Origin of the sequence: Pseudomonas helmanticensis (assembly GCF_900182985.1) — a bacterium.
GTDB classification, from domain to species: domain Bacteria; phylum Pseudomonadota; class Gammaproteobacteria; order Pseudomonadales; family Pseudomonadaceae; genus Aquipseudomonas; species Aquipseudomonas helmanticensis.
Genome location: NZ_FXUY01000002.1, coordinates 984,402 through 1,011,154 on the forward strand (window position 1 = coordinate 984,402; position 26,753 = coordinate 1,011,154).

The 26,753-nt window shown below is 58.8% G+C and carries 24 protein-coding genes and 1 tRNA gene; 12 read left to right on the forward strand and 13 right to left on the reverse strand.

Annotated features, from left to right (window positions below; translation table 11 throughout):
* Positions 1 to 63: 63 nt before the first annotated feature.
* Positions 64 to 927: a DNA-3-methyladenine glycosylase family protein gene (locus tag QOL84_RS27290; RefSeq protein ID WP_283439236.1), complete on the reverse strand. Its 864-nt coding sequence runs from the start codon at positions 925 to 927 to the stop codon at positions 64 to 66.
* Positions 924 to 2,351: an arginine-ornithine antiporter gene (gene arcD, locus QOL84_RS27295; RefSeq protein WP_129395210.1), complete on the reverse strand. Its 1,428-nt coding sequence runs from the start codon at positions 2,349 to 2,351 to the stop codon at positions 924 to 926. Before arcD (QOL84_RS27295) ends, QOL84_RS27290 begins: the two co-directional genes overlap by 4 nt.
* 585 nt (positions 2,352 to 2,936) lie before the next feature.
* Between arcD (QOL84_RS27295) and arcD (QOL84_RS27300) the strand changes: the two genes are divergently transcribed.
* The 12 genes from arcD (QOL84_RS27300) (at position 2,937) to QOL84_RS27355 (ending at position 18,251) form a co-directional block, all read left to right on the forward strand.
* Positions 2,937 to 4,364, forward strand: a complete 1,428-nt coding sequence (gene arcD / locus QOL84_RS27300) for an arginine-ornithine antiporter (protein ID WP_283439237.1) — start codon at positions 2,937 to 2,939, stop codon at positions 4,362 to 4,364.
* 31 nt (positions 4,365 to 4,395) lie between these two features.
* On the forward strand, positions 4,396 to 5,652 hold the full coding sequence (gene arcA / locus QOL84_RS27305) for an arginine deiminase (RefSeq protein WP_008086806.1): 1,257 nt from the start codon (positions 4,396 to 4,398) through the stop codon (positions 5,650 to 5,652).
* A gap of 69 nt (positions 5,653 to 5,721) precedes the next feature.
* Positions 5,722 to 6,732 carry an ornithine carbamoyltransferase gene (locus tag QOL84_RS27310; RefSeq protein ID WP_283439238.1) on the forward strand — a complete coding sequence of 337 codons (1,011 nt, stop codon included), beginning with the start codon at positions 5,722 to 5,724 and terminating at the stop codon, positions 6,730 to 6,732.
* A 141-nt stretch (positions 6,733 to 6,873) separates the two neighbouring features.
* Complete coding sequence (gene arcC / locus QOL84_RS27315) at positions 6,874 to 7,803, forward strand: carbamate kinase (protein WP_129395215.1); 930 nt, start codon at positions 6,874 to 6,876, stop codon at positions 7,801 to 7,803.
* 62 nt (positions 7,804 to 7,865) lie between these two features.
* The gene (locus QOL84_RS27320) at positions 7,866 to 8,228 is read left to right on the forward strand and encodes a DUF5064 family protein (RefSeq protein ID WP_283439239.1); all 363 of its coding nucleotides are present in this window, start codon (positions 7,866 to 7,868) and stop codon (positions 8,226 to 8,228) included.
* 784 nt (positions 8,229 to 9,012) lie between these two features.
* Complete coding sequence (locus QOL84_RS27325; protein ID WP_283439240.1) at positions 9,013 to 10,521, forward strand: sigma-54-dependent transcriptional regulator; 1,509 nt, start codon at positions 9,013 to 9,015, stop codon at positions 10,519 to 10,521.
* A 423-nt stretch (positions 10,522 to 10,944) separates the two neighbouring features.
* The gene (gene gcvH, locus QOL84_RS27330) at positions 10,945 to 11,328 is read left to right on the forward strand and encodes a glycine cleavage system protein GcvH (protein WP_283439241.1); all 384 of its coding nucleotides are present in this window, start codon (positions 10,945 to 10,947) and stop codon (positions 11,326 to 11,328) included.
* A gap of 11 nt (positions 11,329 to 11,339) precedes the next feature.
* Positions 11,340 to 14,192, forward strand: a complete 2,853-nt coding sequence (gene gcvP, locus QOL84_RS27335) for an aminomethyl-transferring glycine dehydrogenase (RefSeq protein WP_283439242.1) — start codon at positions 11,340 to 11,342, stop codon at positions 14,190 to 14,192.
* Between the two features lie 186 nt (positions 14,193 to 14,378).
* Complete coding sequence (locus QOL84_RS27340; RefSeq protein WP_283439243.1) at positions 14,379 to 15,755, forward strand: L-serine ammonia-lyase; 1,377 nt, start codon at positions 14,379 to 14,381, stop codon at positions 15,753 to 15,755.
* A gap of 168 nt (positions 15,756 to 15,923) precedes the next feature.
* Positions 15,924 to 17,048, forward strand: a complete 1,125-nt coding sequence (gcvT, locus tag QOL84_RS27345) for a glycine cleavage system aminomethyltransferase GcvT (RefSeq protein WP_283439244.1) — start codon at positions 15,924 to 15,926, stop codon at positions 17,046 to 17,048.
* A gap of 404 nt (positions 17,049 to 17,452) precedes the next feature.
* Positions 17,453 to 17,665: a cold-shock protein gene (locus QOL84_RS27350; protein WP_003227496.1), complete on the forward strand. Its 213-nt coding sequence runs from the start codon at positions 17,453 to 17,455 to the stop codon at positions 17,663 to 17,665.
* Between the two features lie 97 nt (positions 17,666 to 17,762).
* Positions 17,763 to 18,251: an RDD family protein gene (locus tag QOL84_RS27355; RefSeq protein WP_129395221.1), complete on the forward strand. Its 489-nt coding sequence runs from the start codon at positions 17,763 to 17,765 to the stop codon at positions 18,249 to 18,251.
* 83 nt (positions 18,252 to 18,334) lie between these two features.
* Here QOL84_RS27355 and nadA read toward each other — a convergent pair whose 3' ends face one another.
* From nadA to ybgC, 11 genes are all read right to left on the reverse strand, one after another.
* Positions 18,335 to 19,393 carry a quinolinate synthase NadA gene (gene nadA / locus QOL84_RS27360; RefSeq protein WP_095112279.1) on the reverse strand — a complete coding sequence of 353 codons (1,059 nt, stop codon included), beginning with the start codon at positions 19,391 to 19,393 and terminating at the stop codon, positions 18,335 to 18,337.
* Between the two features lie 271 nt (positions 19,394 to 19,664).
* Positions 19,665 to 19,740 (reverse strand) — tRNA-Lys (locus QOL84_RS27365).
* A gap of 62 nt (positions 19,741 to 19,802) precedes the next feature.
* Positions 19,803 to 20,495, reverse strand: a complete 693-nt coding sequence (queC, locus tag QOL84_RS27370) for a 7-cyano-7-deazaguanine synthase QueC (protein WP_283439245.1) — start codon at positions 20,493 to 20,495, stop codon at positions 19,803 to 19,805.
* Position 20,496: 1 nt separating this feature from the next.
* Positions 20,497 to 21,144: a 7-carboxy-7-deazaguanine synthase QueE gene (queE, locus tag QOL84_RS27375; RefSeq protein ID WP_283439246.1), complete on the reverse strand. Its 648-nt coding sequence runs from the start codon at positions 21,142 to 21,144 to the stop codon at positions 20,497 to 20,499.
* A gap of 166 nt (positions 21,145 to 21,310) precedes the next feature.
* Positions 21,311 to 22,162 carry a tol-pal system protein YbgF gene (gene ybgF / locus QOL84_RS27380; RefSeq protein WP_283439247.1) on the reverse strand — a complete coding sequence of 284 codons (852 nt, stop codon included), beginning with the start codon at positions 22,160 to 22,162 and terminating at the stop codon, positions 21,311 to 21,313.
* A 6-nt stretch (positions 22,163 to 22,168) separates the two neighbouring features.
* On the reverse strand, positions 22,169 to 22,666 hold the full coding sequence (gene pal, locus QOL84_RS27385) for a peptidoglycan-associated lipoprotein Pal (protein ID WP_003178634.1): 498 nt from the start codon (positions 22,664 to 22,666) through the stop codon (positions 22,169 to 22,171).
* A 52-nt stretch (positions 22,667 to 22,718) separates the two neighbouring features.
* Positions 22,719 to 24,020 (reverse strand): Tol-Pal system beta propeller repeat protein TolB, encoded by a 1,302-nt coding sequence (gene tolB, locus QOL84_RS27390; RefSeq protein ID WP_129395225.1) that lies wholly within the window; start codon positions 24,018 to 24,020, stop codon positions 22,719 to 22,721.
* Positions 24,017 to 25,081, reverse strand: a complete 1,065-nt coding sequence (gene tolA, locus QOL84_RS27395; protein ID WP_129395226.1) for a cell envelope integrity protein TolA — start codon at positions 25,079 to 25,081, stop codon at positions 24,017 to 24,019. The genes tolB and tolA overlap by 4 nt, the downstream gene beginning before the upstream one ends.
* Complete coding sequence (gene tolR, locus QOL84_RS27400; protein ID WP_161806672.1) at positions 25,081 to 25,533, reverse strand: protein TolR; 453 nt, start codon at positions 25,531 to 25,533, stop codon at positions 25,081 to 25,083. The genes tolA and tolR overlap by 1 nt, the downstream gene beginning before the upstream one ends.
* 23 nt (positions 25,534 to 25,556) lie before the next feature.
* Positions 25,557 to 26,252 carry a protein TolQ gene (tolQ, locus tag QOL84_RS27405; RefSeq protein WP_129395227.1) on the reverse strand — a complete coding sequence of 232 codons (696 nt, stop codon included), beginning with the start codon at positions 26,250 to 26,252 and terminating at the stop codon, positions 25,557 to 25,559.
* Positions 26,242 to 26,709 carry a tol-pal system-associated acyl-CoA thioesterase gene (ybgC, locus tag QOL84_RS27410; protein ID WP_064119107.1) on the reverse strand — a complete coding sequence of 156 codons (468 nt, stop codon included), beginning with the start codon at positions 26,707 to 26,709 and terminating at the stop codon, positions 26,242 to 26,244. Before ybgC ends, tolQ begins: the two co-directional genes overlap by 11 nt.
* Between the last annotated feature and the right edge of the window lie 44 nt (positions 26,710 to 26,753).

Here is a 26,753-nt window from a genome sequence, read left to right on the forward strand (position 1 = left end):
GCGGTCAACTGTAGGAGTGAGCCTGCTCGCGATAGCGCCTGAATTGGCCACGCAACTTCCGGATCAGTCCGCGCGGCTCAAGGATGTCCACAAAAGCTGCGCCGCATGCCCGCGATAAGGCCGCCAAACCTCCGCCCGCACAGCCAACTCCCGCGCCGTCGGCCGCTGTCCTTCCAGCACTTCCAACGCCCGCAACAACCCGACATCGCCATGGGGAAAACCATCCATATCGCGCAACTGCCGCAGTGCAATGTACTGCGCCGTCCACTCGCCAATCCCGTGCAACGCCAACAACCGCGCCACGCCACCGTCTCGATTCGGCTCAAAAAATAGTGGTTCGTCGAGCAATGCCTGCGCCACCCCAGACAGCGTACGCCCGCGACTTTTCGGCATGCCCAACGCCGCCAGATCGGCACCCGCCAGCACACTCGCGTCGGGAAAAACATGCGTCAATCCAGGCACCCCTGAAACCAGTGGCGCGCCATATTGCGCAACCAGTTTGCCGGCCAGACGAATTGCCGCAACCACGGTAATCTGCTGCCCAAGCACCGCGCGAAACGCCAGTTCCAACCCATCCCACGCCCCGGGAATCCGCAAGCCCGGTCGTTCGGTGATCAACCGCGCCAGCAAAGGATCATTGGCCAGATGCCGTTGAATCAGCGCCACATCGGCATCCAGATCAAACATCCGCCGTAATCTGGCAACGATCTCGGGCAGTGCCGCCGGATCAGGAAAATCCAGCTCAACCTGCAACGCATCACCCGCTTCCTGCCAGATCGATACCGTCCCGTGGACACCCTTCAAGCCAATGCTGCGCGAATAAACACCGTCGACGACCGACTCCATCCCGACCACCGCCCGCGCCGCAAGAAACCCCAACATCGCCGCCCAGTCATACGGCGGCTGATACTCAAGCGCCAATCTCACAACGACAGTAATCCGCTGTAAAGACCGTAAGCCGCCAGCCCCGCGCCGATGACCACGCAGGTAAAAATGCCCTTCTCGACATGGGTGAACAACGGCTCACCCGCCTCATGCTTGGCCTTGGCAAACAGGATCACCCCCGGTGCATACAGCAAGGCTGACAGCAGCAGATACTTCACCCCGCCGGCGTACAGCAACCACACCGCATAACCGAGGGCGATGCCGCCGATCAGCAGATCCTTGGTGCGCTCGGCCGAGGCGTGTTCGTAGGTTTCGCCGCGCCCGCTGAGCAACACCGCGTACGCCGCCGACCACAGGTACGGCACCAGAATCATCGACGAGGCCAGATAAATCAGGCTGGTGTAGGTGCCCGCCGAAAACAGCGTGATCAGCAGGAAAATCTGGATCATCGCGTTGGTCAGCCACAACGCATTGACCGGCACGTGATTGTTGTTTTCCTTTTTCAGAAACGCCGGCATGGTCTTGTCCTTCGCCGTGGCGAAGAGAATCTCCGCGCAGAGCAATGCCCACGACAACAACGCACCGAGCAGTGAAATCGCCAGACCGATGCTGATCAAGAGCGCGCCCCACGGCCCGACGATGTGTTCGAGCACCGCCGCCAGCGACGGGTTCTGCAGGTTGGCCAGTTCCGGCTGGCTCATGATCCCCAGCGACAGCACATTGACCAGCACCAGCAGCGCCAGCACGCCGACAAAACCGATCACCGTGGCGCGGCCAACGTCGCTACGTTTCTCCGCCCGCGCCGAGTACACGCTGGCGCCTTCGATACCGATGAACACGAACACGGTGACCAGCATCATATTGCGCACCTGATCCATCACCCCGCCGAAATTCGGGTTGCTGGTGCCCCAGATGTCGCGGGTAAAAATGTCGGCCTTGAACGCTACCGCCGCGATGACGATGAACATGATCAGCGGCACGACCTTGGCCACGGTGGTCAGCTGATTGATCAGCGCCGCCTCCTTGATCCCGCGCATCACCAGAAAATGCACGGCCCACAGCAGCACCGAGGCGCAGGCGATGGCGATTGGCGTGTTGCCCTGACCGAATACCGGAAAGAAGTAACCCAGCGTGCTGAACAGCAGAACGAAATAGCCGACGTTGCCCAGCCACGCGCTGATCCAGTAACCCCACGCCGACGAGAAACCCATGTAGTCGCCAAACCCGGCCTTGGCGTAGGCATACACGCCTGAATCCAGTTCGGGCTTGCGGTTGGCCAAGGTCTGAAAAACGAACGCCAGGGTCAGCATGCCGATCGCGGTAATGCCCCAACCGATCAGGATCGCCCCGGCATCGGCGCGCGCCGCCATGTTCTGCGGCAGCGAGAAAATCCCCCCGCCAATCATCGAACCCACCACCAGGGCGATCAACGCGCCTAATCGCAGCTTTTGCGTCGGTTGCGACATTCAAATCTCCCTTGTCCTGACAACGGTTCTCGAAACCTGTTTATACCTGTGGCGAGGGGATTTATCCCCGATGGGTGGCGCAGCCGCCCCAGATCCAGTCAGCGCGGTGTATCAGACAGACCGAGTACTCAGGGTTTGGGGCGGCTTCGCCACCCAAAGGGGATAAATCCCCTCGCCACAGGTTTATGTCTTAACTAACTAAATGGGTAAAGAGTAAATACGTTTATTAGATAACGCCAACAAACGCCCATTTATATATAGCCGATGACGCTAACGCCTAGCACGGTAAGTCGGTTTTGTGCGCGAATCCTGATAAATCAACTCTGTACTGAAAACAGATGCGAAAAATTTGCCAAAAGCTGAAAAAGAACTAGCGTGATAATTCGAAAGTAATAATAGCCATTCCCAAGCACTCCACCAGAAAGCCTCTAGGACGGGCATTTCAGACAATAGCTTTATGCCTGCAGTGGTTTCCTAAGTCATTCATTAACAATGGAATGTGACCATGCACTGATCTAAGTCAGCTGTTTGAACAGACAACAGAACTACGCTGTGATCTCTTCTCTCCTGCAATGGAGTCATGCAATGTCTGAAGCTCCCGGAAAACTACGACTAGGTGCACTGGTTGCATTGGTAGTCGGCTCGATGATCGGTGGCGGGATATTCTCTTTGCCACAAAACATGGCCGCCAGCGCCGACGTCGGTGCGGTACTGATCGGTTGGGCCATCACCGCTGTCGGCATGCTCACCCTCGCTTTTGTCTTTCAAACCCTCGCCAATCGCAAGCCTGACCTGGACGGCGGCGTCTACGCCTACGCCAAGGCCGGTTTCGGCGACTACATGGGTTTCTCATCCGCGTGGGGTTACTGGATCAGTGCCTGGCTGGGCAACGTCGGCTACTTCGTTCTGTTGTTCAGTACCCTCGGCTACTTCTTCCCGATTTTCGGTGAGGGCAACACGGTTGCTGCGGTGATTGGCGCTTCGGTGCTGTTGTGGGCCGTGCACTTCCTGGTGCTGCGCGGGATCAAGGAAGCGGCGTTCATCAACCTCGTGACCACGGTCGCCAAGGTCGTACCGCTGGTGCTATTCGTATTGATCGCGGTGTTCGCCTTCAAACTGGACATCTTCACCGCTGACATCTGGGGCATCAAAAACCCGGATCTGGGCAGCGTGATGAACCAGGTGCGCAACATGATGCTGGTCACCGTGTGGGTGTTCATCGGCATCGAAGGCGCGAGCATCTTTTCCGCCCGCGCCGAAAAACGCTCGGACGTCGGTAAAGCCACCGTGATCGGCTTCATCACCGTGCTGCTGTTTTTGGTGCTGGTGAACGTGCTGTCGCTGGGCATCATGACTCAGCCGGAACTGGCGAAACTGCAGAACCCGTCGATGGCGGCCGTGCTTGAGCACGTGGTCGGTCACTGGGGTGCGGTGCTGATCAGCGTCGGTCTGATTATCTCCTTGCTGGGTGCGCTGCTGTCCTGGGTGCTGCTGTGTGCGGAGATCATGTTCGCCGCCGCCAAAGACCACACCATGCCGGAGTTCCTGCGTAAGGAAAACGCCAACCACGTACCGGTCAATGCCCTGTGGCTGACCAACGCGATGGTGCAGATCTTCCTGATCATCACGCTGTTCTCGGCGAGTACTTACCTGTCGCTGATCTACCTCGCCACTTCGATGATTCTGGTGCCCTACCTGTGGTCGGCGGCTTACGCCCTGCTGCTGGCGGTGCGCGGCGAAAGCTACGAGGGCTTTGCGGCCGAACGGCGCAAGGATCTGATTATCGGCGGCATCGCGCTGATCTACGCGGTGTGGCTGCTGTATGCCGGCGGGGTCAAGTACTTGCTGCTCTCGGCCCTGCTCTACGCACCTGGCGCGATCCTGTTCGCCAAAGCCAAGCTGGAACTCAAACAACCGATTTTCACTAACGTCGAGAAGCTGCTTTTCGCCGCAGTGGTCGTGGGTGCCCTGGTGGCAGCCTACGGTCTCTACGACGGCTTCCTGACTCTGTAACCCTTGATTTGTAATCTGGAGGATCACTGCAATGACCACGGAAAAAGTTAAGTACGGCGTCCATTCCGAAGCCGGCAAACTGCGCAAAGTCATGGTTTGCTCCCCAGGTCTGGCCCATCAGCGGCTGACCCCGAACAACTGCGACGAGCTGCTCTTCGATGACGTGCTCTGGGTGGCCCAGGCCAAGCGCGACCATTTCGACTTCGTCACCAAAATGCGCGAGCGCGGCATCGATGTGCTGGAAATGCACAACCTGCTGACCGACATCGTCGCCATCCCCGAAGCGCTGGACTGGATTCTCGAGCGCAAGGTCACCGCCGACTCGGTGGGCCTGGGCCTGATCAACGAAGTCAAATCCTGGCTGAAGAGCCTCGAACCACGGCACATCGCCGAGTTCCTCATTGGCGGCGTGTCCGCCGATGATCTGCCGGACAGCTTCGGTGGCAAGACCATCCAGATGTTCCGCGATTTCCTCGGCCATTCGAGCTTCATTCTGCCGCCGCTGCCGAACACCCAGTTCACCCGCGACACTACCTGCTGGATTTACGGCGGCGTGACGCTGAATCCGATGTACTGGCCGGCGCGTCGTCAGGAAACCCTGCTGGCGACCGCCATCTACAAATTCCATCCGCAGTTCACCAACGCCGAATTCGAAATCTGGTACGGCGACCCGGACAAGGAGCACGGCAGCTCCACCCTTGAAGGCGGCGACGTCATGCCAATCGGCAACGGCGTGGTGCTGATCGGCATGGGCGAACGTTCATCGCGTCAGGCCATTGGCCAACTGGCGCTGAACCTGTTCAAGAACAAAGCCGTGGAAAAAGTCATCGTTGCCGGCCTGCCAAAATCCCGCGCGGCGATGCACCTCGACACCGTGTTCAGCTTCTGCGACCGCGACCTGGTGACGATTTTCCCTGAGGTGGTCAATCAGATCGTCGCCTTCACCCTGCGACCAGACGAGAGCAAACAGGGCGGCATCGACATCCGCCGCGAAGAAGGCACCTTCCTCGACACCGTGGCCAAAGCCCTCAACCTGCCGAAGCTGCGCGTGGTGGAAACCGGCGGCAACAGCTTCGCCGCCGAACGCGAACAGTGGGACGACGGCAACAACGTGGTGGCCGTGGAGCCGGGCGTGGTCATCGGCTACGACCGCAATACCTACACCAATACCCTGCTGCGCAAGGCCGGCGTGGAAGTCATCACCATCAGCGCCGGTGAGCTGGGTCGTGGCCGTGGCGGCGGCCACTGCATGACCTGCCCGATCATCCGCGACCCGATCGATTACTAAACCTCTGAGCCCTGGCCGACACTTACAACGTGCGGCCAGGGGGATAACCGACACCGAAGGAGATCCATCATGGCTTTTAACATTCACAACCGTAACCTGCTCAGCCTGGAACACCACACCCCACGTGAGCTGCGTTACCTGCTCGACCTGTCCCGCGACCTCAAACGCGCCAAATACACCGGCACCGAGCAACAGCACCTGAAGGGCAACAACATCGCCCTGATCTTTGAAAAAACTTCGACCCGTACCCGTTGCGCGTTCGAAGTGGCGGCGTATGACCAAGGCGCCAACGTCACTTACATCGACCCGAACTCTTCGCAGATCGGTCACAAAGAAAGCATGAAAGACACCGCCCGCGTGCTGGGGCGCATGTACGACGCCATCGAGTACCGTGGCTTCAAACAGGAAATCGTCGAAGAGCTGGCCAAGTTCGCTGGCGTACCGGTGTTCAACGGCCTGACCGATGAATATCACCCGACGCAAATGATCGCCGACGTGCTGACCATGCGTGAACACGCCGACAAGCCGATCCATGACATCAGCTACGCCTACCTCGGCGACGCGCGCAACAACATGGGCAACTCGCTGCTGCTGGTCGGCGCCAAGCTCGGCATGGACGTGCGCATCTGCGCGCCGAAAGCCCTGTGGCCACATGACGATCTGGTCGAGCGCTGCAACAAGTACGCCGAAGAAAGCGGTGCGCGCATCACCCTCACTGAAGACCCGAAAGCGGCGGTCAAAGGCGTCGACTTCATCCACACCGACGTTTGGGTGTCGATGGGCGAACCGGTGGAAGCCTGGGCCGAACGTATCCAGCAACTGCTGCCGTATCAGGTCAACGCCGAGCTGATGAAAGCCACCGGCAACCCGCGCACCAAGTTCATGCACTGCCTGCCGGCGTTCCACAACAGCGATACCAAAGTCGGCAAGCAAATCGCCGAGCAGTATCCGCACCTGAAAAACGGCATCGAAGTGACCGACGACGTGTTCGAGTCGCCAGCCTGCATCGCCTTCGAGCAAGCGGAAAACCGCATGCACACGATCAAGGCGATTCTGGTCTCGACCCTCGCTGATCTCTAACCACTGCTGATCCATGATCGTTCCCACGCTCCCGCGTGGGAATGCATCCCGTGACGCTCTGCGTCACAGCGGACGCGGAGCGTCCGTGGCGGCATTCCCACGCAGAGCGTGGGAACGATCAACACGAAAAGGACATGCACCATGCGTATCGTCGTAGCGCTGGGCGGTAACGCCCTGCTCCGCCGTGGTGAGCCGATGACCGCTGACAATCAGCGCGCCAACATCCGCATCGCCACCGAGCAAATCGCCAAGATTCACCCCGGCAACCAACTGGTCATCGCCCACGGCAATGGCCCGCAAGTCGGTCTGCTGTCGCTGCAAGCGGCGGCCTACACTTCCGTCACCCCTTACCCGCTGGACGTGCTCGGTGCGGAAACCGAAGGCATGATCGGCTACATCATCGAACAGGAACTGGGCAACCTGCTCGACTTCGAAGTGCCGTTCGCGACCCTGCTGACCCAGGTTGAGGTCGACGCCAACGACCCCGCCTTCAAGAACCCGACCAAGCCGATCGGCCCGGTCTACGACAAGGCCGAAGCGGAAAAACTCGCCGCCGACAAAGGCTGGGCGATTGCCCCGGATGGCGATAAGTACCGTCGTGTCGTGGCCAGTCCACGACCAAAACGCATCTTCGAAATCCGCCCGATCAAGTGGTTGCTGGACAAGGGCAGCATCGTGATTTGCGCTGGTGGCGGCGGGATTCCGACCATGTACGACGAGAACCGCAACCTCAAAGGCATCGAGGCGGTGATCGACAAAGATCTGTGCTCCTCGCTGCTCGCCGAGCAACTGGAAGCGGATCTGCTGGTGATCGCCACCGACGTCAACGCGGCGTTCATCGACTACGGCAAACCGACCCAGAAAGCCATCGCTGAAGCGCACCCGGATGAACTCGAACGCCTCGGTTTCGCCGCCGGTTCCATGGGACCGAAGGTGCAGGCAGCCTGCGAGTTCGCGCGCCATACTGGCAAGGTTGCGGTGATCGGTTCGCTGGCGGATATCGAAGCCATCGTCCAGGGCACCGCCGGTACTCGTGTGACCACCGCGAAGCCCGGCATCACCTACCGATAAGAAGAAACTGCGGGGGCAGGCCCCAGGCCTGCCCTTCTCCCATGCCTTGAAAGGAGAAACCCATGGCCCAATTCGAACCTGGTCATTTGCATATCGAGCGGCATGCGTTGACGGACGATGACGTCAATTACAACGTGCACCTCGACTATGAAGTGTTCACCGACCCGCAAAAAGGCAAAGGGATACAGTTCACCCTGCACGGCAATATGCAGGGCAAGGACATGAAGGAAACGTTTTTCCTGCCCAAGGAAGAGGCTTACAACTTCGCCCGTGACGTGACCCGGATTGCCGAGAAGTACGGAATTCCCAAGGCGCACAGCCAGATCGGTTCGGTGCACAAGCATTACGACTTGATGTTTGAAGACATTCGGCAGAAGTTGAATATGCAGTCCGGGGATCCGGTCAATCCCGAGCATTTCGAGTAAACCTCAAAAGCCCCTCACCCTAGCCCTCTCCCAGAGGGAGAGGGGACTGACCGAAGTGTCTGACGGCAAATATCGACCTGAAAGACCGAGTCGCTTATGGATTCACAGCCGTATTTTCAGGTCGGCGTACCTCGTGAGCATTCCACAATCGACCCCCTCTCCCTCCGGGAGAGGGGACTGACCGAAGTGTCTGACGGCAAATATCGACCTGAAAGACCGAGTTGCTTATGGATTCACAGCCGTATTTCAGGTCGGCGTACCTCGTGAGCATTCCACAATCGACCCCCTCTCCCTCCGGGAGAGGGGACTGACCGAAGTGTCTGACGGCAAATATCGACCTGATAGACTGAGTCGCTTATGGATTCACAGCCGTATTTTCAGGTCGGCGTACCTCGTGAGCATTCCACAATCGACCCCCTCTCCCAGAGGGAGAGGGGACTGACCGAAGTGTCTGACGGAAAATATCGACCTGAAAGACCGAGTTGCTTATGGATTCACAGCCGTATTTCAGGTCGGCGTACCTCGTGAGCATTCCACAATCGACCCCCTCTCCCTCCGGGAGAGGGGACTGACCGAAGTGTCTGACGGCAAATATCGACCTGAAAGACCGAGTCGCTTATGGATTCACAGCCGTATTTTCAGGTCGGCGTACCTCGTGAGCATTCCACAATCGACCCCCTCTCCCTCCGGGAGAGGGCTGGGGTGAGGGTGCTTTTGCTTTCACCTCTCTCCAAGCCCAAGGCATACTTGCCACCCTCCGCTCTGCAGATCACTGAACCGCCCCATGCGTATCCACGTCAGTTTCATCGACCGCGTCGGCATCACCCAGGAAGTCCTGGCTATCCTCGGTGGGCGCAATCTCAATCTGGATGCGGTGGAGATGATCCCGCCGAATGTCTACATCGACGCGCCTACCCTCAGCCCGCAAGTGCTCGAAGAACTGAAAGATGCGTTGTTTCGCGTGCTCGGCGTGGAAGCGGTGACCGTGGTCGACATTCTTCCCGGCCAGCGTCGGCACTTGCAGCTCGATGCGTTGCTGGCGGCGATGACTGACCCGGTGCTTGCCCTCGACAGTGCCGGCAAGGTGCTCTTGGCTAACCCGGCGTTGATCGCGTTATACGGTCGCGAACCAGCGGGTGAAAGCGTTTCTGAATTGTTCAACGATCCAGCCCTGCTCGATACTTTGCTCGAACACGGCTTCCGCCTGCCGCTGCGCGAGATCACCGTCAACGGCCAGACACTGTTGCTCGACGCCACGCCGATCACCGATGCCGGCGCGCTGTTGACACTGTATCAGCCAAACCGTATCGGCGAACAACTCTCGGCGTTGCACCACGACCACGCCGAAGGTTTCGATGCGCTGCTCGGCGAATCCCCGGCGATCCGCACGCTCAAGGCCCGCGCGCAAAGAGTTGCTGCCCTTGATGCGCCACTGTTGATCCAGGGCGAAACCGGCACCGGCAAAGAACTGGTCGCCCGAGCCTGCCACGCGATCAGTGCGCGGCACAGCGCGCCTTTTCTGGCGTTGAACTGCGCAGCGCTGCCGGAGAACCTCGCCGAGAGCGAACTGTTCGGCTACGCCCCCGGCGCCTTCACCGGTGCGGCGCGTGGCGGCAAACCGGGGCTGATGGAACTGGCCAACCAGGGCACGGTGTTTCTCGATGAAATCGGCGAGATGTCGCCGTACTTGCAGGCCAAGTTACTGCGCTTCTTGAACGACGGCAGCTTCCGCCGCGTTGGCGGTGATCGCGAGGTGAAGGTCAACGTGCGCATCCTCAGCGCGACTCACCGCGATCTGGAGAAAATGGTCAGCGAAGGCCTGTTCCGCGAAGACCTGTTCTATCGCCTTAACGTGCTCAACGTTGAAGTGCCGCCGCTGCGGGAACGCGGCCAGGACATTCTGCTGTTGGCGCGCTATTTCATGCAGCAGGCTTGCGCGCAGATTCAGCGACCGGTCTGCCGCCTCGCACCGGGGACTTATCCTGCATTGCTCGGTAATCGCTGGCCGGGGAACGTTCGGCAATTGCAGAACGTGATCTTCCGCGCCGCAGCGATTTGCGAGAGCAGCCTGGTGGATATCGGCGACCTCGACATCGCTGGCACTTCCGTCGCACGTCAGACCGACAGCGACGTCGACAGCCTCGAACAAGCGGTCGAATCCTTTGAGAAAGCGCTGCTGGAAAAACTCTACGTCAGCTACCCCTCGACCCGCCAACTGGCCAGCCGCCTGCAAACCTCGCACACCGCGATTGCCCATCGTCTACGCAAATACGGCATCCCCAACAAACCCTGAACACACCAAAAATCCCCTGTAGGAGCTGCCGAAGGCTGCGATCTTTTGATTTTGTTTTTAAGGACCAAAGTCAAAAGATCGCAGCCTTCGGCAGCTCCTACATTTGAGATTCGCTTTCTGCGCTAAAAGCGACCTTCATCTGTACTGAAAGCGCTACAGCGGAACGATATCGCTACACTCTCCTCTGATCACTGCTGTGCAAGGCTTTGATCCCGTTCAGCTTTTCTCCCCGCTCCAGCCTGTAGCGATTTCGCTACAGGTCTCAGTTCAAATCGTCTCAGCAAAACAATTAACCTATTGATTTATAAAGATAAATCAACATTGGCCGCGTTCTTGCTAATCAACCCCTCATAAATAAAGGGCTTCCCTGCCCAAGCCTTCCACCGCGTCCACCAGACGAGTCTGGCCCCCTGAGGAGTTTCCATGAGCGAGTTGCGTTTTACTGAAGATCACGAATGGCTGCGCACCGAAGCTGACGGCAGCGTTACTGTCGGCATCACCGCTTTCGCGCAGAACGCCTTGGGCGACGTGGTGTTCGTGCAACTGCCTGAGCTGCAGGCTTACGAAAAAGGCGCCGAAGCCGCCACCGTGGAATCGGTGAAAGCTGCCAGCGGCGTGTACATGCCGCTCGACGGCGACGTGCTGGCGACCAACCCGGCGCTGGAAGACAGCCCGGAACTGGTCAATGAAGATCCGCTGGGCCAAGGCTGGTTCTTCCGCTTCCAGCCAAGCGACGCCGCCGCTGTCGGCAAACTGCTCGACCAGGACGCGTACGACCGTCTGATCAAAGCCCAAGCCGAAGCCTGAGGAATACCGACATGAGCCAAATCAACCTCGGCACCGCCAACGAATTCATCGCCCGTCACATCGGCCCGCGCGCCGGTGACGAACAAGCCATGCTCAACAGCCTCGGTTTCGATTCGCTCGAGGCCCTGAGCGCCAGCGTCATCCCGGAAAGCATCAAGGGCACCAGCGTGCTCGGCCTGGACGACGGCCTCAGCGAAGCAGATGCCCTGGCGATGATCAAATCCATCGCCGGCAAGAATCAGCTGTTCAAGACTTACATCGGCCAGGGCTACTACAACTGCCACACGCCGTCGCCGATCCTGCGCAACCTGCTGGAAAACCCGGCCTGGTATACCGCTTACACCCCGTACCAACCGGAAATTTCCCAGGGCCGTCTCGAAGCGCTGCTGAACTTCCAGACCCTGATCAGCGACCTCACCGGCCTGCCGATCGCCAACGCCTCCCTGCTCGACGAAGCCACCGCTGCTGCCGAAGCCATGACCTTCTGCAAACGCCTGAGCAAGAACAAAGGCAGCCACCAATTCTTCGCCTCGATCCACAGCCACCCGCAAACCCTCGACGTGCTGCGCACCCGTGCCGAGCCGCTGGGTATTGAAGTTGTAGTGGGCGATGAGCGTGAACTGACTGACGTGACGCCGTTCTTCGGCGCACTGCTGCAATACCCGGCGAGCAACGGTGATGTGTTCGACTACCGCGAACTGACCGAGCGCTTCCACGCCGCCAACGCGTTGGTGGCCGTGGCCGCTGACCTGCTGGCCCTGACCCTGCTGACCGCCCCGGGCGAATTCGGCGCAGACGTCGCTATCGGTTCGGCACAACGCTTCGGCGTGCCGCTAGGCTTCGGTGGCCCGCACGCCGCTTATTTCTCCACCAAGGATGCGTTCAAGCGCGACATGCCGGGCCGTCTGGTCGGTGTCTCCGTTGACCGTTTCGGCAAGCCGGCACTGCGTCTGGCGATGCAGACCCGCGAGCAACACATCCGCCGCGAGAAGGCCACGTCGAACATCTGCACCGCGCAAGTGCTGCTGGCCAACATCGCCAGCATGTACGCCGTCTACCATGGCCCGAAAGGCTTGACGCAGATCGCCAACCGCATCCATCACCTGACCGCCATTCTGGCCAAGGGCCTGACCGCGCTGGGCGCGAAAGTCGAACAAGCCAGCTTCTTCGACACCCTGACCGTGGCCACCGGCGCGCAAACCGCCGCGCTGCACGACAAGGCGCACGCTGCGCAGATCAACCTGCGCGTAATCGACGCTCAGCGTCTGGGCCTGTCGGTCGATGAAACCACCACGCAGGCAGATATCGAAACCCTGTGGGGCCTGTTCGCCGACGGCAAGACCCTGCCGGACTTCGCTGCTCTCGCCGCTTCCGTTCAGAGCACTATTCCTGCTGCGCTGGTACGTCAGTCGCCAATCCTCAGCCACCCGGTGTTTAACCGTTATCACTCGGAAACCGAGCTGATGCGCTACCTGCGCAAACTGGCGGACAAGGACCTGGCACTGGATCGCACCATGATCCCGCTGGGCTCGTGCACCATGAAACTCAACGCCGCCAGCGAAATGATCCCGGTGACCTGGGCTGAATTCGGTGCGCTGCACCCATTCGCCCCGGCCGCACAAAGCGCCGGTTATCAGCAACTGACCTTTGAGCTGGAAGCGATGCTCTGCGCCGCCACCGGTTACGACGCGATCTCGCTGCAACCGAACGCCGGTTCGCAAGGTGAATACGCTGGTCTGCTGGCGATTCGTGCTTATCACCAGAGCCGTGGCGATGAACGCCGCGACATCTGCCTGATCCCTTCGTCCGCCCACGGCACCAACCCGGCCACCGCCAACATGGCCGGCATGCGCGTTGTCGTCACCGCGTGCGATGCGCGCGGCAACGTCGATATCGAAGACCTGCGCGCCAAAGCCATCGAGCACCGCGAACACCTCGCCGCGCTGATGATCACTTACCCGTCGACCCACGGCGTGTTCGAAGAAGGCATCCGCGAAATCTGCGGGATCATTCATGACAACGGCGGCCAGGTGTACATCGACGGCGCCAACATGAACGCGATGGTCGGCCTCTGCGCACCGGGCAAGTTCGGCGGCGACGTCTCGCACCTGAACCTGCACAAAACCTTCTGCATCCCGCATGGCGGTGGTGGCCCGGGCGTCGGCCCGATTGGCGTCAAGTCGCACCTGACGCCGTTCCTGCCAGGCCACGGCCAGATGGAACGCAAGGAAGGCGCGGTCTGCGCGGCACCTTTCGGCAGCGCGAGCATTTTGCCGATCACCTGGATGTACATTCGGATGATGGGTGGCGCCGGTCTGAAGCGCGCTTCGCAGCTGGCGATCCTCAATGCCAACTACATCTCCCGTCGTCTCGAAGAGCACTACCCAGTGCTGTACACCGGCAGCAACGGTCTGGTGGCGCACGAATGCATTCTGGATCTGCGTCCGTTGAAAGACAGCAGCGGCATCAGCGTTGATGACGTCGCCAAGCGCCTGATCGACTTCGGTTTCCACGCGCCGACCATGTCGTTCCCGGTCGCCGGCACGCTGATGATCGAGCCGACCGAAAGTGAATCCAAGGAAGAACTCGATCGCTTCTGCGACGCCATGATCCGCATCCGCGAAGAAATCCGCGCAGTGGAAAACGGCACGCTGGACAAGGACGACAACCCGCTGAAAAACGCTCCGCACACCGCAGCGGAACTGGTTGGCGAGTGGACGCACCCGTACAGCCGCGAGCAGGCCGTGTATCCGGTCGCTTCGTTGATCGAAGGCAAATACTGGCCACCGGTCGGTCGCGTCGACAACGTCTTCGGTGACCGCAACCTGGTCTGCGCCTGCCCGTCGATCGAAAGCTACGCTTAAAAGTGTAAGGGGCGAGCCACTCGCCCCCATCGATTCACCTGTACGAGCTGCCGAAGGCTGCGATCTTTTGATCTTGCTGTTGAAAGATCAGGATCAAAAGATCGCAGCCTTCGGCAGCTCCTACAGGGGGATTTAACCAGCCTGATGTTTCGCCAATTCCTATAACAAGAAACCGGAGAACCACTCATGTCGTTAAGCGTGTTCGACCTGTTCAAGATTGGCATCGGCCCCTCCAGTTCCCACACCGTCGGCCCGATGCGCGCTGCCGCGCGTTTCGCTGAAGGCCTGCGACGTGAAAACCTGCTGACAACCACCGCCAGCGTGCGCATTGAACTCTACGGCTCCCTCGGCGCCACCGGTAAAGGTCACGGCAGCGACAAAGCCGTGCTGCTCGGCCTCGAAGGCGAACACCCGGACACCGTCGATACCGAAACCGTCGCCGCGCGCCTGCAAGAAATTCGCGGCAATGGCCGTTTGAATCTGCTCGGCGAGCACAGCATTGCGTTCAACGAGAAAGAACATCTGGCGATGATTCGCAAGCCGCTGGCCTATCACCCCAACGGCATGATCTTTCGCGCCTTTGATGCAGCGGGCCTGCAGATCCATAGCCGTGAGTACTACTCGGTCGGCGGCGGTTTTGTCGTCGATGAAGACGCGGCCGGTGCCGACCGCATCGTCGAAGACGCCACACCGCTGACCTTCCCGTTCAAAAGCGCCAAGGACTTGCTCGGTCATTGCGCTACCTACGGTCTGTCGATCAGCCAGGTGATGCTGACCAACGAAAGTGCCTGGCGCCCGGAAGCGGAAACCCGTGCCGGGCTGCTGAAAATCTGGCAGGTGATGCAGGACTGCGTGGCTGCGGGATGCCGCAACGAAGGCATCTTGCCCGGCGGTTTGAAGGTCAAGCGCCGTGCGGCAGCGCTGCATCGGCAACTGTGCAAAAACCCGGAATCGGCACTGCGCGATCCGTTGTCGGTACTCGACTGGGTTAACCTTTACGCACTCGCCGTCAACGAAGAAAACGCCAACGGCGGGCGCGTGGTCACCGCGCCCACCAACGGTGCGGCCGGGATTATTCCGGCGGTGCTGCATTACTACATGCGTTTTATCCCCGGTGCGACTGACGACGGCGTCGTACGGTTTCTGCTTACGGCGGCGGCCATTGGCATTTTGTACAAGGAAAATGCCTCGATCTCCGGCGCCGAAGTCGGCTGCCAGGGTGAAGTCGGTGTGGCCTGTTCGATGGCGGCCGGTGCGCTGTGTGAAGTGCTCGGCGGCAGTGTTCAGCAAGTCGAGAACGCTGCGGAAATCGGTATGGAACACAACCTCGGCCTGACCTGCGACCCGATTGGCGGGCTGGTGCAAGTGCCGTGCATCGAGCGCAACGCGATGGGCTCGGTGAAAGCCATCAACGCCGTGCGCATGGCCATGCGTGGCGACGGCCAGCATTTCGTCTCCCTCGACAAAGTCATCCGCACCATGCGCCAGACCGGCGCCGACATGAAAAGCAAATACAAGGAGACTGCCCGCGGCGGTCTGGCGGTCAACATTATCGAATGCTGAGCCTTATTTAACTCCGCCTCCCTCAGGGAGACGATCGCATTTAGCCCCCTCTCCCTCCGGGAGAGCAACGTAACTAACTCCCTCTCCCTCCGGGAGAGGGCTGGGGTGAGGGGCTCTTGATCTCGATCTTGCCCCCGATCCCCGAACCACATTTTCAAGGAGCCACGCATGTCTACCGAACAACTGTCGAAAACCCCGCTGCACGCTCTGCACATCGAACTCGGCGCCCGCATGGTGCCGTTCGCCGGCTATGACATGCCCGTGCAATACCCGCTCGGCGTGATGAAAGAACACCAGCACACCCGTGAGCAGGCCGGGCTGTTCGATGTTTCGCACATGGGCCAGATTCGCCTGACCGGCGCCAATGCCGCCAAAGCCCTGGAAACCCTGGTGCCGGTGGACATCATCGACCTGCCAGTCGGCATGCAGCGCTATGCGATGTTCACCAACGAGGCCGGTGGCATTCTCGATGACCTGATGGTCGCCAACCTCGGCAACGATGAACTGTTCCTCGTGGTCAACGCCGCGTGCAAGGATCAGGATCTGGCTCACCTGCAAAAACACCTTGGCGATCAGTGCACCATTACGGCGCTGTTCGAAGAGCGCGCGCTGTTGGCGTTGCAAGGTCCGGCAGCCGTTACCGTGCTGGCGCGTCTTGCGCCAGAAGTAGCGAAGATGACCTTCATGCAGTTCAACCGCGTGTCGTTGTTGGGCGTGGATTGCTTTGTCAGCCGTTCGGGTTACACCGGTGAAGACGGTTTCGAAATCTCGGTACCGGCCGCGGACGCGGAAAAACTTGCGCGCGCTCTGCTCGCCGAACCGGAAGTCCAGGCCATTGGCCTTGGTGCTCGCGACTCGCTGCGTCTGGAAGCCGGCTTGTGCCTGTACGGCCACGACATGAACACCGAGACCACACCGATCGAAGCGAGCCTGTTGTGGGCGATCTCCAAGCCACGCCGCGCCGATGGTGCCCGCGCCGGTGGGTTCCCGGGGGCGGAAAACATTTTTGCCCAGCAACAGAATGGCGTCGCCCGCAAACGCGTCGGCCTGCTGCCGCAAGAACGCACTCCGGTGCGTGAAGGCGCAGAAATCGTCAACGAAGCCGGCGATATCGTCGGTAGCGTGTGCAGCGGCGGTTTCGGTCCGACTCTGGGCGGTCCGCTCGCAATGGGTTACCTCGACAGCGCTTATGTCACCCTTGATACAACCGTTTGGGCAATCGTGCGTGGGAAAAAGGTAGCAATGCTTGTAAGCAAAATGCCATTTGTTGCGCAACGCTACTATCGTGGTTGATTGACTGTTTCTATAAGTAACGCGATTGCGTAATACGTGCACTAATGTGTAACGCAATCGCCACAAAAAAGTGCATTTTCTATCAACTGATTCGAATATGAACTTTGCTTATAACGATCGAAAACAATTGAACAAGCGAATCGTCTAAGCCCGAACTAGCGGGCTACCTAACTACCTGAAGCGCAGTAAAACCGGGCCATTTACGGGGCTTGTTTTTTCTCCCGTAGTTGGCGTAGAGTTTGTCCACTGTGTTTGCATGGGTCAGCTTGGAATCGTGACCTGGGCAGTAGCCTACAAGTTAGCTACATCCCGTTCGACGTCTTCTTACTCTCCTGCAACCAGCCCCAGTACTCTTTCATGAGAAAGAGGCTGTCATTAATTTTTTGCGTCAAAGGAAATAAGAAATGTCCACACGTCAGAGCGGTACCGTCAAGTGGTTTAACGACGAGAAAGGTTTTGGTTTTATCACTCCAGAAAGCGGTCCGGATCTGTTCGTGCATTTCCGCGCCATTCAGGGCAACGGCTTCAAAAGCCTGAAAGAAGGCCAGAAAGTGACTTTCGTTGCTGTGCAAGGCCAGAAAGGCATGCAGGCTGACGAAGTACAAGCAGAAGCCTGATCTTCTGTAACGAAAAAGCCCCTGATATTGATATCAGGGGCTTTTTTGTGCGCGCGAATCCGTAAAATGGCACTTCATTTTGCGTCCAGAGGCTGCCATGTCGAAAAACCTGCTCACGCCCCAAGGGGACTTTCCTCCCGTTGGCCTTGGTCGTCGTCTGGCAGCGATGTTCTATGACTTCCTGTTGTGCACTGCCCTGCTGATCGTGACCGGTGGCATCTACAAGATGATCCAGGCGGCAATCATCGGCGAAGAGCGACTGCGGATCATGACCGATGCCGGCAAGCTCGATGGCGATCCTCTGTATTCGACAGTGCTGCTGCTGGTGCTGTTTGGGTTTTTCGCCAAGTTCTGGACCCATGGCGGGCAGACACTGGGCATGCAGGTGTGGGGCATTCGTGTGCAGAACGCCAACGGCACGGCAATCAGCCTGTGGCAGGCGCTGCTGCGCTTCATGGTGTCGATTGCGTCGTGGTTGTGCGTGGGGCTGGGATTCTTCTGGTCGCTGTATGACAAGCAGAAGCGCACGTGGCATGACATCTACTCGGACACTCGCGTCGTACGAGTCCCGAAGAAACAAAAGTAAGCGCCCATAAAAAAAGATCGCAGCCTGCGGCAGCTCCTACACCGAACTATGTAGGAGCTGCCGCAGGCTGCGATCTTTTGCTTTCAGGCGTTACCGGCGAGCTTCATCCGTGCAGCCTGGGTAAAGTCGAGCATGCGCTTGAGCGGGCGAATTGCCTGCGGAATCAGCGCCGGATCAACAAAGATCTCGTTCGTGCCTTCCTTCAAGCTCTTCAGCGTGCGCTCAAGGGTATTCATGGCCATCCACGGGCAATGTGCGCAACTGCGGCAGGCAGCGCCGTTACCGGCGGTTGGCGCCTCGATGAAGACCTTGTCCGGGCACAGCTGCTGCATCTTGTAGAAGATGCCACGGTCGGTCGCGACGATCAGGGTCTTGTTCGGCAGGCTCTGCGCGGCAGCGATCAACTGACTGGTGGAGCCGACAGCGTCCGCCAACTCGATCACCGATGTCGGCGACTCCGGGTGCACTAGAATGGCGGCGTCCGGGTACAGCGCTTTCATGTCCTCAAGCTGCTTGGACTTGAACTCTTCGTGAACGATGCAGGCGCCGTCCCAGAGCAACATGTCAGCGCCGGTCTTGCGCTGGATGTAGGTGCCCAGGTGCTTGTCCGGCCCCCAGATGATCGTCTCGCCGTTGTCCATCAGGCTTTCGACGATCTCCAGCGCACAACTCGATGTCACCACCCAGTCAGCGCGAGCTTTAACCGCTGCGGAGGTATTGGCGTAAACCACCACCGTACGCTCCGGGTGCTGATCACAGAACGCCGAGAACTCATCGACCGGGCAACCGAGGTCGAGCGAGCAGGTCGCGTCCAGCGTCGGCATCAGCACGCGTTTTTCCGGGTTTAGAATCTTCGCGGTCTCGCCCATGAACTTCACACCGGCGACTACTACAGTCTTGGCCGGGTGGGCGTTGCCGAAGCGCGCCATTTCCAGGGAGTCAGACACGCAACCGCCGGTTTCTTCGGCTAAGGCCTGAATCACCGGGTCGCAATAGAAGTGGGCTACCAGCACCGCGTCCTGAGCCTTGAGCTCGGCGGCAATGGCAGTACGGTAATAAGCCTCTTCCTCGGCCGTCAGCGGTTTGGGCTGTTTGGCATCGAGGTGGGCTTGAACCAGAAGGCGTTCGGAAATCTGCGTCATGTTCGCAAGACCTGCAGGCGCATTCGCGCGAAAGTCGAGTATACACCCGGCTCCGGACCGCTTGAGGGTACCGCCGGGAGAGTGAGTATTATCAGGCACGGACAGCGTTGAAGCTGCGCAAGGCTACAGAATATCCCGTTGATACAAAAGATGATTCTGACCTGCGTCAGCGCCGCCGGCACTGAAATAACGCATGGCCGAATTGCAGGCAAAAAAAAACCCGGAAATCCTCACTTTCGTGGGCCTTCCGGATTTTCTAAACCGCCAAATATGGTGGGTCGTGTGGGATTCGAACCTACGACCAATTGGTTAAAAGCCAACTGCTCTACCAACTGAGCTAACGACCCGCTGTGTGGTGGCGCGTATAATACTGATTTTTAAGGACTATTCAACACCTTTTTGAAAATAATCAAAAATAAGGTGTTGGGTCGTCCACACCAGCGGCCGCAAAGCCTTCTGCACGCAGGCGGCAGCTGTCGCATTTGGCGCACGCGCGGCCGTCATCGTCGGCCTGATAGCAGGAAACGGTCAGGCCATAATCAACGCCGAGCTTCACGCCTGCCTGGACGATTTGCGCCTTGCTCAGATTCTGCAACGGCGCCTGGATACGGAAGCCATTGCCTTCCACGCCAGCCTTGGTCGCCAGATTGGCCATGCGCTCGAACGACTCGATGAACTCCGGACGGCAATCCGGGTAACCGGAGTAATCCACCGCGTTTACACCAATAAAGATGTCACGCGCGCCAAGCACTTCTGCCCAGCCCAATGCCAGCGACAGGAACACCGTGTTACGCGCTGGCACGTAGGTCACTGGAATGCCTTCGCCCAACGCTTCCGGAATGTCGATGCGGGTGTCGGTCAGGGCCGAGCCGCCCATGCCGTCGAGGTTCAGCCCAATCACCTTGTGCTCAACCACGCCCAGGTCACGGGCGACGCGTGCAGCGGCGTGCAATTCGGCGTGGGAGCGCTGACCGTAGTCGAAGCTCATGGTGTAGCAGGCATAGCCTTCAGCACGGGCCATCGCTACGACGGTGGCCGAGTCCAAGCCACCGGACAGCAGGATTACCGCACGTTTTTCGCTAGTGTTCAGTTGTTCAGTCATATCAGCGCCCCGGCTCATCATTCCATAGATATTTATGCAGCTGCAGTTGCAGGCGCACTGGCAGGTTGTCTGCCACCACCCAATCCGCCAGATCCCTGGCATTGAGGTCATGATGACTTGGGGAGAACAGCACTTCACCCGCACGTCGATCAAGCCCGTACTGGATCAATTTCGATACCGCCCAGTCATAGTCTTCCCGCGAACAGATGACAAACTTCACCTGATCGTTGGGGGTCAGCAATTCGATATTTTCGTAACGGTTGCGATGGGCTTCTTTCGAGCCCGGTGTTTTCAGGTCGACCACACGACTGACGCGCGGATCGACAGCCGAAATATCGAGGGCACCGCTGGTTTCCAGCGAGACCTCGTAACCGGCATCACACAACTGTTTAATTAAAGGAATGGAATTGGGCTGTGCCAACGGCTCACCGCCGGTCACACAGACGTAGCGCGGGCGAAACCCGGCCACTTGCTCGAGGATATCGTCGAGGGTACGCACGGTGCCGCCACTGAAGGCATAGGCGCTGTCGCAGTATTGGCAACGCAATGGGCAACCGGTCAGGCGCACAAAAACAGTGGGCAGCCCGGCAGTCCGCGTTTCCCCCTGCAAAGAGTAGAAAACTTCGGTGATTCTCAATGTGTCTTGCATAGTCGCCACGGGCGTAACAGCTAAACAGGCTGTCCGCCTCCGTCAGGCACTTCAGGTAATCCCGCCAACGCGCGAATCACAAGAAGCGTGTTTCAGAAAAAGGGCGTGAATTCTAACGAAAAAACCCGCGATAAGCGCGGGTTTCTTCCAAACGGGTCAAGCTTGCTTACATGCGTTGCAGATCGCGTTGCGCCAACTGAGCGGCGGAGGTACCCGGATATTGGGCCACCACCTGCTGCAGAATACCTTTGACCTTGTCGGTGTGACCGAGGCGGCGTTCTACATCAGCCAGCTTGTACAGCGAATCCGGCACTTTGGCGTGCTTGGGATACAGCTGCGAAACCTTGGCAAAAGCCTGACCTGCACCTTGCAGATCGCCTTTGGCCAGATTGACTTCGCCCAACCAGTACTGGGCATTGCCCGCGTATTGGCTGTTCGGGTATTTGCGCAGGAATGCCGAGAAAGCCTGGCTGGCCTTGTCGAAATCCTTGGCTTTGATCAGGTCGAAAGCGGCATCGTAATACAGCTTTTCCTTGGCCGGATCACCCGGTTCGCTGCTTGCAGCAGGTGCCTGGGCAGCAGTAGCAGCCCCGGCGCCAGCAGCAGCACCGGCAGCAGCACCGGCAGCAGCACTTGCATCGCCACCGGCAGAAGAATTCTCAGGAGTCGCGGCAGGTGCAACGCCGGATCCTATGCGCCGATCAAGATCCTGGTATCGCTCCAGGGATTCCTGCTTCATGCGCGCAACCTGATTCTGCAGTTCTTCGATCACACCTTGCTGGCGCGATATCTGATCCTGCATCTGTTGCAATTGGTTGAACAGCATGCCTTGTGCCGAGGCAGGGGCCGAAGCCGCTCCCCCGGCATAGGCGCCGTTCGTACCGTAACCTGCAGGCGGATAACTGCTCCCGCTATTGTTATAACCGGAGTTGTCATCGACCACAGGAACCGCAGCCCACACCGCAAGCGGCGCGAGGCTGAGAGCCAGAACAGTTACAGCACGACGGCACGTTCGCATATCGAATTACTTACGCAGTTCGACGCGACGGTTTTGAGCCCAGGACTGCTCGTCGTTGCCGGTAGCAACTGGACGCTCTTCGCCGTAGGAAACCAGTTCCAGCTGAGCTGGGGAAACACCTTGCAGTACCAGGTAGCGCTGAACGGCTTTCGCACGACGCTCGCCCAGTGCCATGTTGTACTCACGAGTACCACGTTCGTCGGTGTTGCCTTCCAGAACAACGCGAGCGCCGTTTGCTTTCAGGTCTTTGGCGTGAACGTCCAGAGCGCGCATGGCTTCTGGCTTCAGGTCCGAGCTGTCGTATTCGAAGTAGAAGGTGGTGATTGCGCGCAGAGCAGCTTCTTCGCTCAGGGAACCGTCAACGGCACCAGTGTTTGCGCCGTAACCAGCGTTTGGATCAACAGCGCCTTCACCGGCGTTGTCGCCGCCTTTGGACGAGCAACCTACAGCTACAGCCATGGCCAGAGCCAGCGCAGCAAATTTACCAAACTTCAGCATTTCCATCGTGAAACTCCTAATGAACCCCAGTGTGTTAAGTAAAACGTGTAGCGCCCGCTCACTTCAGGTAAGGGGACCAGGACGGTTCTCTGACTTCGCCTTGAGCGGTAGGAAGCGGGAGCCTAACGCGTCCATTAATGGACACGAGCATCAAGACTCCCCGGCCCTGCTGGCGGGTGGCGTAGATTACCATGGTGCCGTTGGGCGCAACAGTGGGTGACTCGTCCAGAGTGCTATCAGTGAGGATCTTTACACTCCCTCGCTGCAAATCCTGGGCCGCCACCTTGAAATTGGTGAAGCCATCCTGGCGATGGATCATCACCAGAGTCTTTTCATCCGCCGACAGTTTCGGGTTGGCGTTGTAGTTACCGATAAAGGTCACTCGCTCCGCACCGCCGCCACTGGCGCTGGTTTTGTAGATCTGTGGCTTGCCGCCGCGGTCCGAGGTGAAGTAGATGGTCGAACCATCCTTGCCCCAGTACGGTTCGGTGTTGATGCCAGGGCCTGCGGTCACACGGGTGATCTGGCGCGAAGCCAGGTTCATCACGTAAATGTCCGGGTTACCGTCTTTCGACAGCACGAACGCCAGGCGATCACCGTTCGGCGACCACGCGGGTGCACCGTTCAGGCCTTCGAAGTTGGTGATCTGCTCACGGCGACCGGTGTCGATGTTCTGCATGAAGATGCGCGGACGCTTCTGCTCGAACGACACGTAGGCGATGCGCTTGCCATCCGGTGCAAAACGCGGCGACAGGATCGGCTCACGCGATTGCAGCAGAGTCACTGCGCGGGCGCCGTCGTAGTCCGAGCGTTGCAGGGTGTAACGGGTGTTCTTCTCGGAGAAGCGTTCAGCCGTCACGTACAGCAGGCGAGTCGAAAACGCACCTTCGATACCGGTCAGCTTCTGGAACGACTGGTCGGAGATGAAGTGCGCCATGTCGCGCAACTGCTCCGGGGTACCGGAAACACTGCCATCAGCCACTTTCTGTTCGGTGGCAACGTTGAACAGTGCCCATTGCACCTGCAGGCGGCCGCCGGCAGGGGCAATGCTGCCCACCATGATGAACTGAGCATTCACCGCCTTCCAGTCACGGAAGATGATTTCGCTCGGCTGGCTTGGCTGGCTGATCATGTTCTGCTTTGGAATCGGCGCGTAATAACCCGAGTTACGCAAATCGTTACCAATGATTTCGGCCATGTCGTCCGGCAGCACCGAACCGCCCTGGACACCAAATGGCACTACGGCAATTGGAGTCGCCTGGGAGCTGCCACTGCTGACCAGGATATTTTTTTCATCCGCTGTAGCCAGGCCTGCAAAGCAGACCATGACGACAAGCAGTCCTCGAAGAAGGTTTCTCACAAGGCTAGATCCTCAGGTGTGAATGTCATCTTGAATGAACGATAGGGAGCGAAATCAGCTGGCTTCAAACCCTGCATTTCGGTCAATCGACCAATGTTTTTTACTGCCGCGACCGCAGAACTGTCGAAAGGCACGTCACCGCTGGAATGAGCCACCGAAACACCGGAGATCGTTCCGTCAGGCAGCATGTTGATCTGCAGGATCACCTTCATGCCCTTGCGGGCCGATGGCGGCTGCGCCCAACCTTCCGATGCCCGTGAACGAATCAGATCATCGAAGTTACCTGCGGTTTCATCACCCACTTCATCCGCCAGAGCCTGCTGACGCTCGGTCTTGTCGGAAAGCAAATCGGCCAGTGCCTGCGCCTTCTTCTCTTCGACAGACTTGCGCGCTGCATCCTGCGATTTCTTCTTCGCAGCATCGGCAGCAGCTTTCTTCTTGGCGTCCTCGGCGATTTTCTTTTTCGCCTCGTCAGCCTCAGCTTTCTTCTTGGCGTCTTCGGCGGCTTTCTTCTTCGCGTCTTCGACGATTTTCTTCTTGGCTTCTTCAGCGGCCTCTTTCTTGGCCTCTTCTTTAGCCTCTTCTTCGGCTTTCTTCTTGGCTATATCAGCCAATTGCTTCTCTTCGGCCTTCTTGGCTTCGGCTTTCTTCGCGTCGTCGGCTTTTTTGGCGTCATCGGCCTTTTTCGCTTCGTCCGCTTTCTTGGCCTCATCGGCCTTCTTGGCTTCCTCGGCCTTTTGAGCCGCTTCTTCTTTCTTTTGTTCCGCAGCTTTCACCGCTTCCTGCTCGACCTTTTTCTGTTCCATCTGCTCGACTTCGGTCTGGCGCGCGGCGGATTTCTTCGCCTCACCCGCAATCTTCTGATTGGTCTGGGTGGTTGCCTGACTTTTCGATTTCAGTTGGTACAGGGTCGCCTGGACAATCGGCTTGGCCGGCGGCAGCTCCGGTGTGAAGGCGAAACTGACGAACAGCATGCCGAAGACCAGCACGTGCAAGACAATCGCCCAGACACTAGGCCAGAAGAAGCTTTCCGAGGCGGACGGCTCTCTCTGTTGCTGCATCAGGGGGCCTCGGTGATCAGACCAACGTTACCGACGCCGGCTTTCTGCAACCCGCCCATGGCGCCCATGACCGAACCGTAGTCGACGGTCTTGTCACCACGGATAAAGACCTGGGTACGCTTGCCGCCTTCGGTGCCGGCGCGAATGATCTTGGTCACCGCATCAGTCATCTGTGGCAGGGTCATGGCCCTGTCCTGTTGCTTCTCGGTGTCGACTTCGCTGCCAAGGTTCCAGTAATAGGTCTTGTCAGCCTTGATCGAAATGGTCAGGACCTGGGTGTTGTTGTCCTGCGGCAAGGCTTCGCTGGAAACCTTGGGCAGATCAACTTTCACGCCCTGATTGAGCATCGGCGCGGTCACCATGAAAATGACCAGCAGTACCAGCATCACGTCGATGTAAGGCACTACGTTCATTTCGGCGACCGGCTTGCGCTTTTTGCGAGCTCGAGCGATTAAAGCCATTGGAAAATACCTGCTTATTCTTCGCTGGTGTGCACTTTGCGGTGCAGGATCGCCTGGAATTCATCGGCGAAGGTGTAGTAGCGGCTCAGCAAGGTTTCGCTGCGAGCGGCGAAACGGTTGTAAGCGATTACTGCAGGGATTGCAGCGAACAGGCCGATCGCGGTGGCGATCAGGGCTTCGGCGATACCCGGGGCGACAGTCGCCAGGGTCGCTTGCTGGGCGCTGGCCAGACCGCGGAAGGAGTTCATGATGCCCCACACGGTACCGAACAGACCGATGTACGGGCTGACCGAACCGACAGTGGCGAGGAACGGCAGGCTCTGCTCCAGTTTCTCTTCTTCGCGCGAGATGGCTACGCGCATGGCCCGGGCCACACCTTCCATCACCGCCTCAGGATCGACGCCTGGCTGCTGACGCAGACGCGAGAATTCCTTGAAACCGGCACGGAAGATTTGCTCCACGCCCGAATCCGGATCCGGGTTGCTGCCCGCCTGACGGTACAACTTGGACAGGTCGATACCCGACCAGAAGCGCTCTTCGAAGCTCTCCAGGGCGCGTCGACCGGCACGCAGCAGATTGCTGCGCTGAAAGATCATGATCCATGAGGTCACCGATGCGGCCACCAGGGTCAACATTACCAACTGCACCACGATGCTGGCATTGCTGACCAGGCTCCACATGGAGGAATGGTCGACGACGTTAGCTTCCACGCTTTATCTCCTGCTTTGAGTGTGTACCCGGGCCGACCGCGTCGGCGAAGGCCGCACGCAAGTCTTCGGGAAGGGCCCGGGGTTTCAAACTGTTAGTGCGCACACAGGCCACCAAAAACTGCCCTTCACAGAGCAGCACATTATCCGTAGCCCGCCTGACCTGCTGTTTAAAGCGCAGGCTGGCACGGTTCAATTCGATTACTTCAGCGCTTACCAGCAGTTCGTCGTCCAGTCGCGCCGGCGCGTGATAGCGCGCTTCGCTGGAATGCACGACAAACAACAGATCCTCCCCCGCCAACTGCGATTGGGCAAAGCCCAGTTCACGCAGCCGCTCGGTTCGAGCCCGTTCCATAAACTTGAGGTAATTAACGTAATACACGATGCCGCCCGCATCGGTGTCCTCGTAATAAACGCGACAACGATGTGCGAACGGCTCAAGCCCGTTTTGCGCGCGCATACTCTAGTGCTTACTCCTCAGGTTGCCAATCCGGCCAGGCAACT

Bases quoted from the DNA above. Each gene is read 5' to 3' on its own strand.
- arcD (WP_129395210.1), bottom strand. From the start codon at position 2,351: ATGTCGCAACCGACGCAAAAGCTGCGATTAGGCGCGTTGATCGCCCTG.
- arcD (WP_283439237.1), top strand. From the start codon at position 2,937: ATGTCTGAAGCTCCCGGAAAACTACGACTAGGTGCACTGGTTGCATTG.
- arcA (WP_008086806.1), top strand. From the start codon at position 4,396: ATGACCACGGAAAAAGTTAAGTACGGCGTCCATTCCGAAGCCGGCAAA.
- QOL84_RS27310 (WP_283439238.1), top strand. From the start codon at position 5,722: ATGGCTTTTAACATTCACAACCGTAACCTGCTCAGCCTGGAACACCAC.
- arcC (WP_129395215.1), top strand. From the start codon at position 6,874: ATGCGTATCGTCGTAGCGCTGGGCGGTAACGCCCTGCTCCGCCGTGGT.
- QOL84_RS27320 (WP_283439239.1), top strand. From the start codon at position 7,866: ATGGCCCAATTCGAACCTGGTCATTTGCATATCGAGCGGCATGCGTTG.
- QOL84_RS27325 (WP_283439240.1), top strand. From the start codon at position 9,013: ATGCGTATCCACGTCAGTTTCATCGACCGCGTCGGCATCACCCAGGAA.
- gcvH (WP_283439241.1), top strand. From the start codon at position 10,945: ATGAGCGAGTTGCGTTTTACTGAAGATCACGAATGGCTGCGCACCGAA.
- gcvP (WP_283439242.1), top strand. From the start codon at position 11,340: ATGAGCCAAATCAACCTCGGCACCGCCAACGAATTCATCGCCCGTCAC.
- QOL84_RS27340 (WP_283439243.1), top strand. From the start codon at position 14,379: ATGTCGTTAAGCGTGTTCGACCTGTTCAAGATTGGCATCGGCCCCTCC.
- gcvT (WP_283439244.1), top strand. From the start codon at position 15,924: ATGTCTACCGAACAACTGTCGAAAACCCCGCTGCACGCTCTGCACATC.
- QOL84_RS27350 (WP_003227496.1), top strand. From the start codon at position 17,453: ATGTCCACACGTCAGAGCGGTACCGTCAAGTGGTTTAACGACGAGAAA.
- QOL84_RS27355 (WP_129395221.1), top strand. From the start codon at position 17,763: ATGTCGAAAAACCTGCTCACGCCCCAAGGGGACTTTCCTCCCGTTGGC.
- nadA (WP_095112279.1), bottom strand. From the start codon at position 19,393: ATGACGCAGATTTCCGAACGCCTTCTGGTTCAAGCCCACCTCGATGCC.
- queC (WP_283439245.1), bottom strand. From the start codon at position 20,495: ATGACTGAACAACTGAACACTAGCGAAAAACGTGCGGTAATCCTGCTG.
- queE (WP_283439246.1), bottom strand. From the start codon at position 21,144: ATGCAAGACACATTGAGAATCACCGAAGTTTTCTACTCTTTGCAGGGG.
- ybgF (WP_283439247.1), bottom strand. From the start codon at position 22,162: ATGCGAACGTGCCGTCGTGCTGTAACTGTTCTGGCTCTCAGCCTCGCG.
- pal (WP_003178634.1), bottom strand. From the start codon at position 22,666: ATGGAAATGCTGAAGTTTGGTAAATTTGCTGCGCTGGCTCTGGCCATG.
- tolA (WP_129395226.1), bottom strand. From the start codon at position 25,081: ATGCAGCAACAGAGAGAGCCGTCCGCCTCGGAAAGCTTCTTCTGGCCT.
- ybgC (WP_064119107.1), bottom strand. From the start codon at position 26,709: ATGCGCGCGCAAAACGGGCTTGAGCCGTTCGCACATCGTTGTCGCGTT.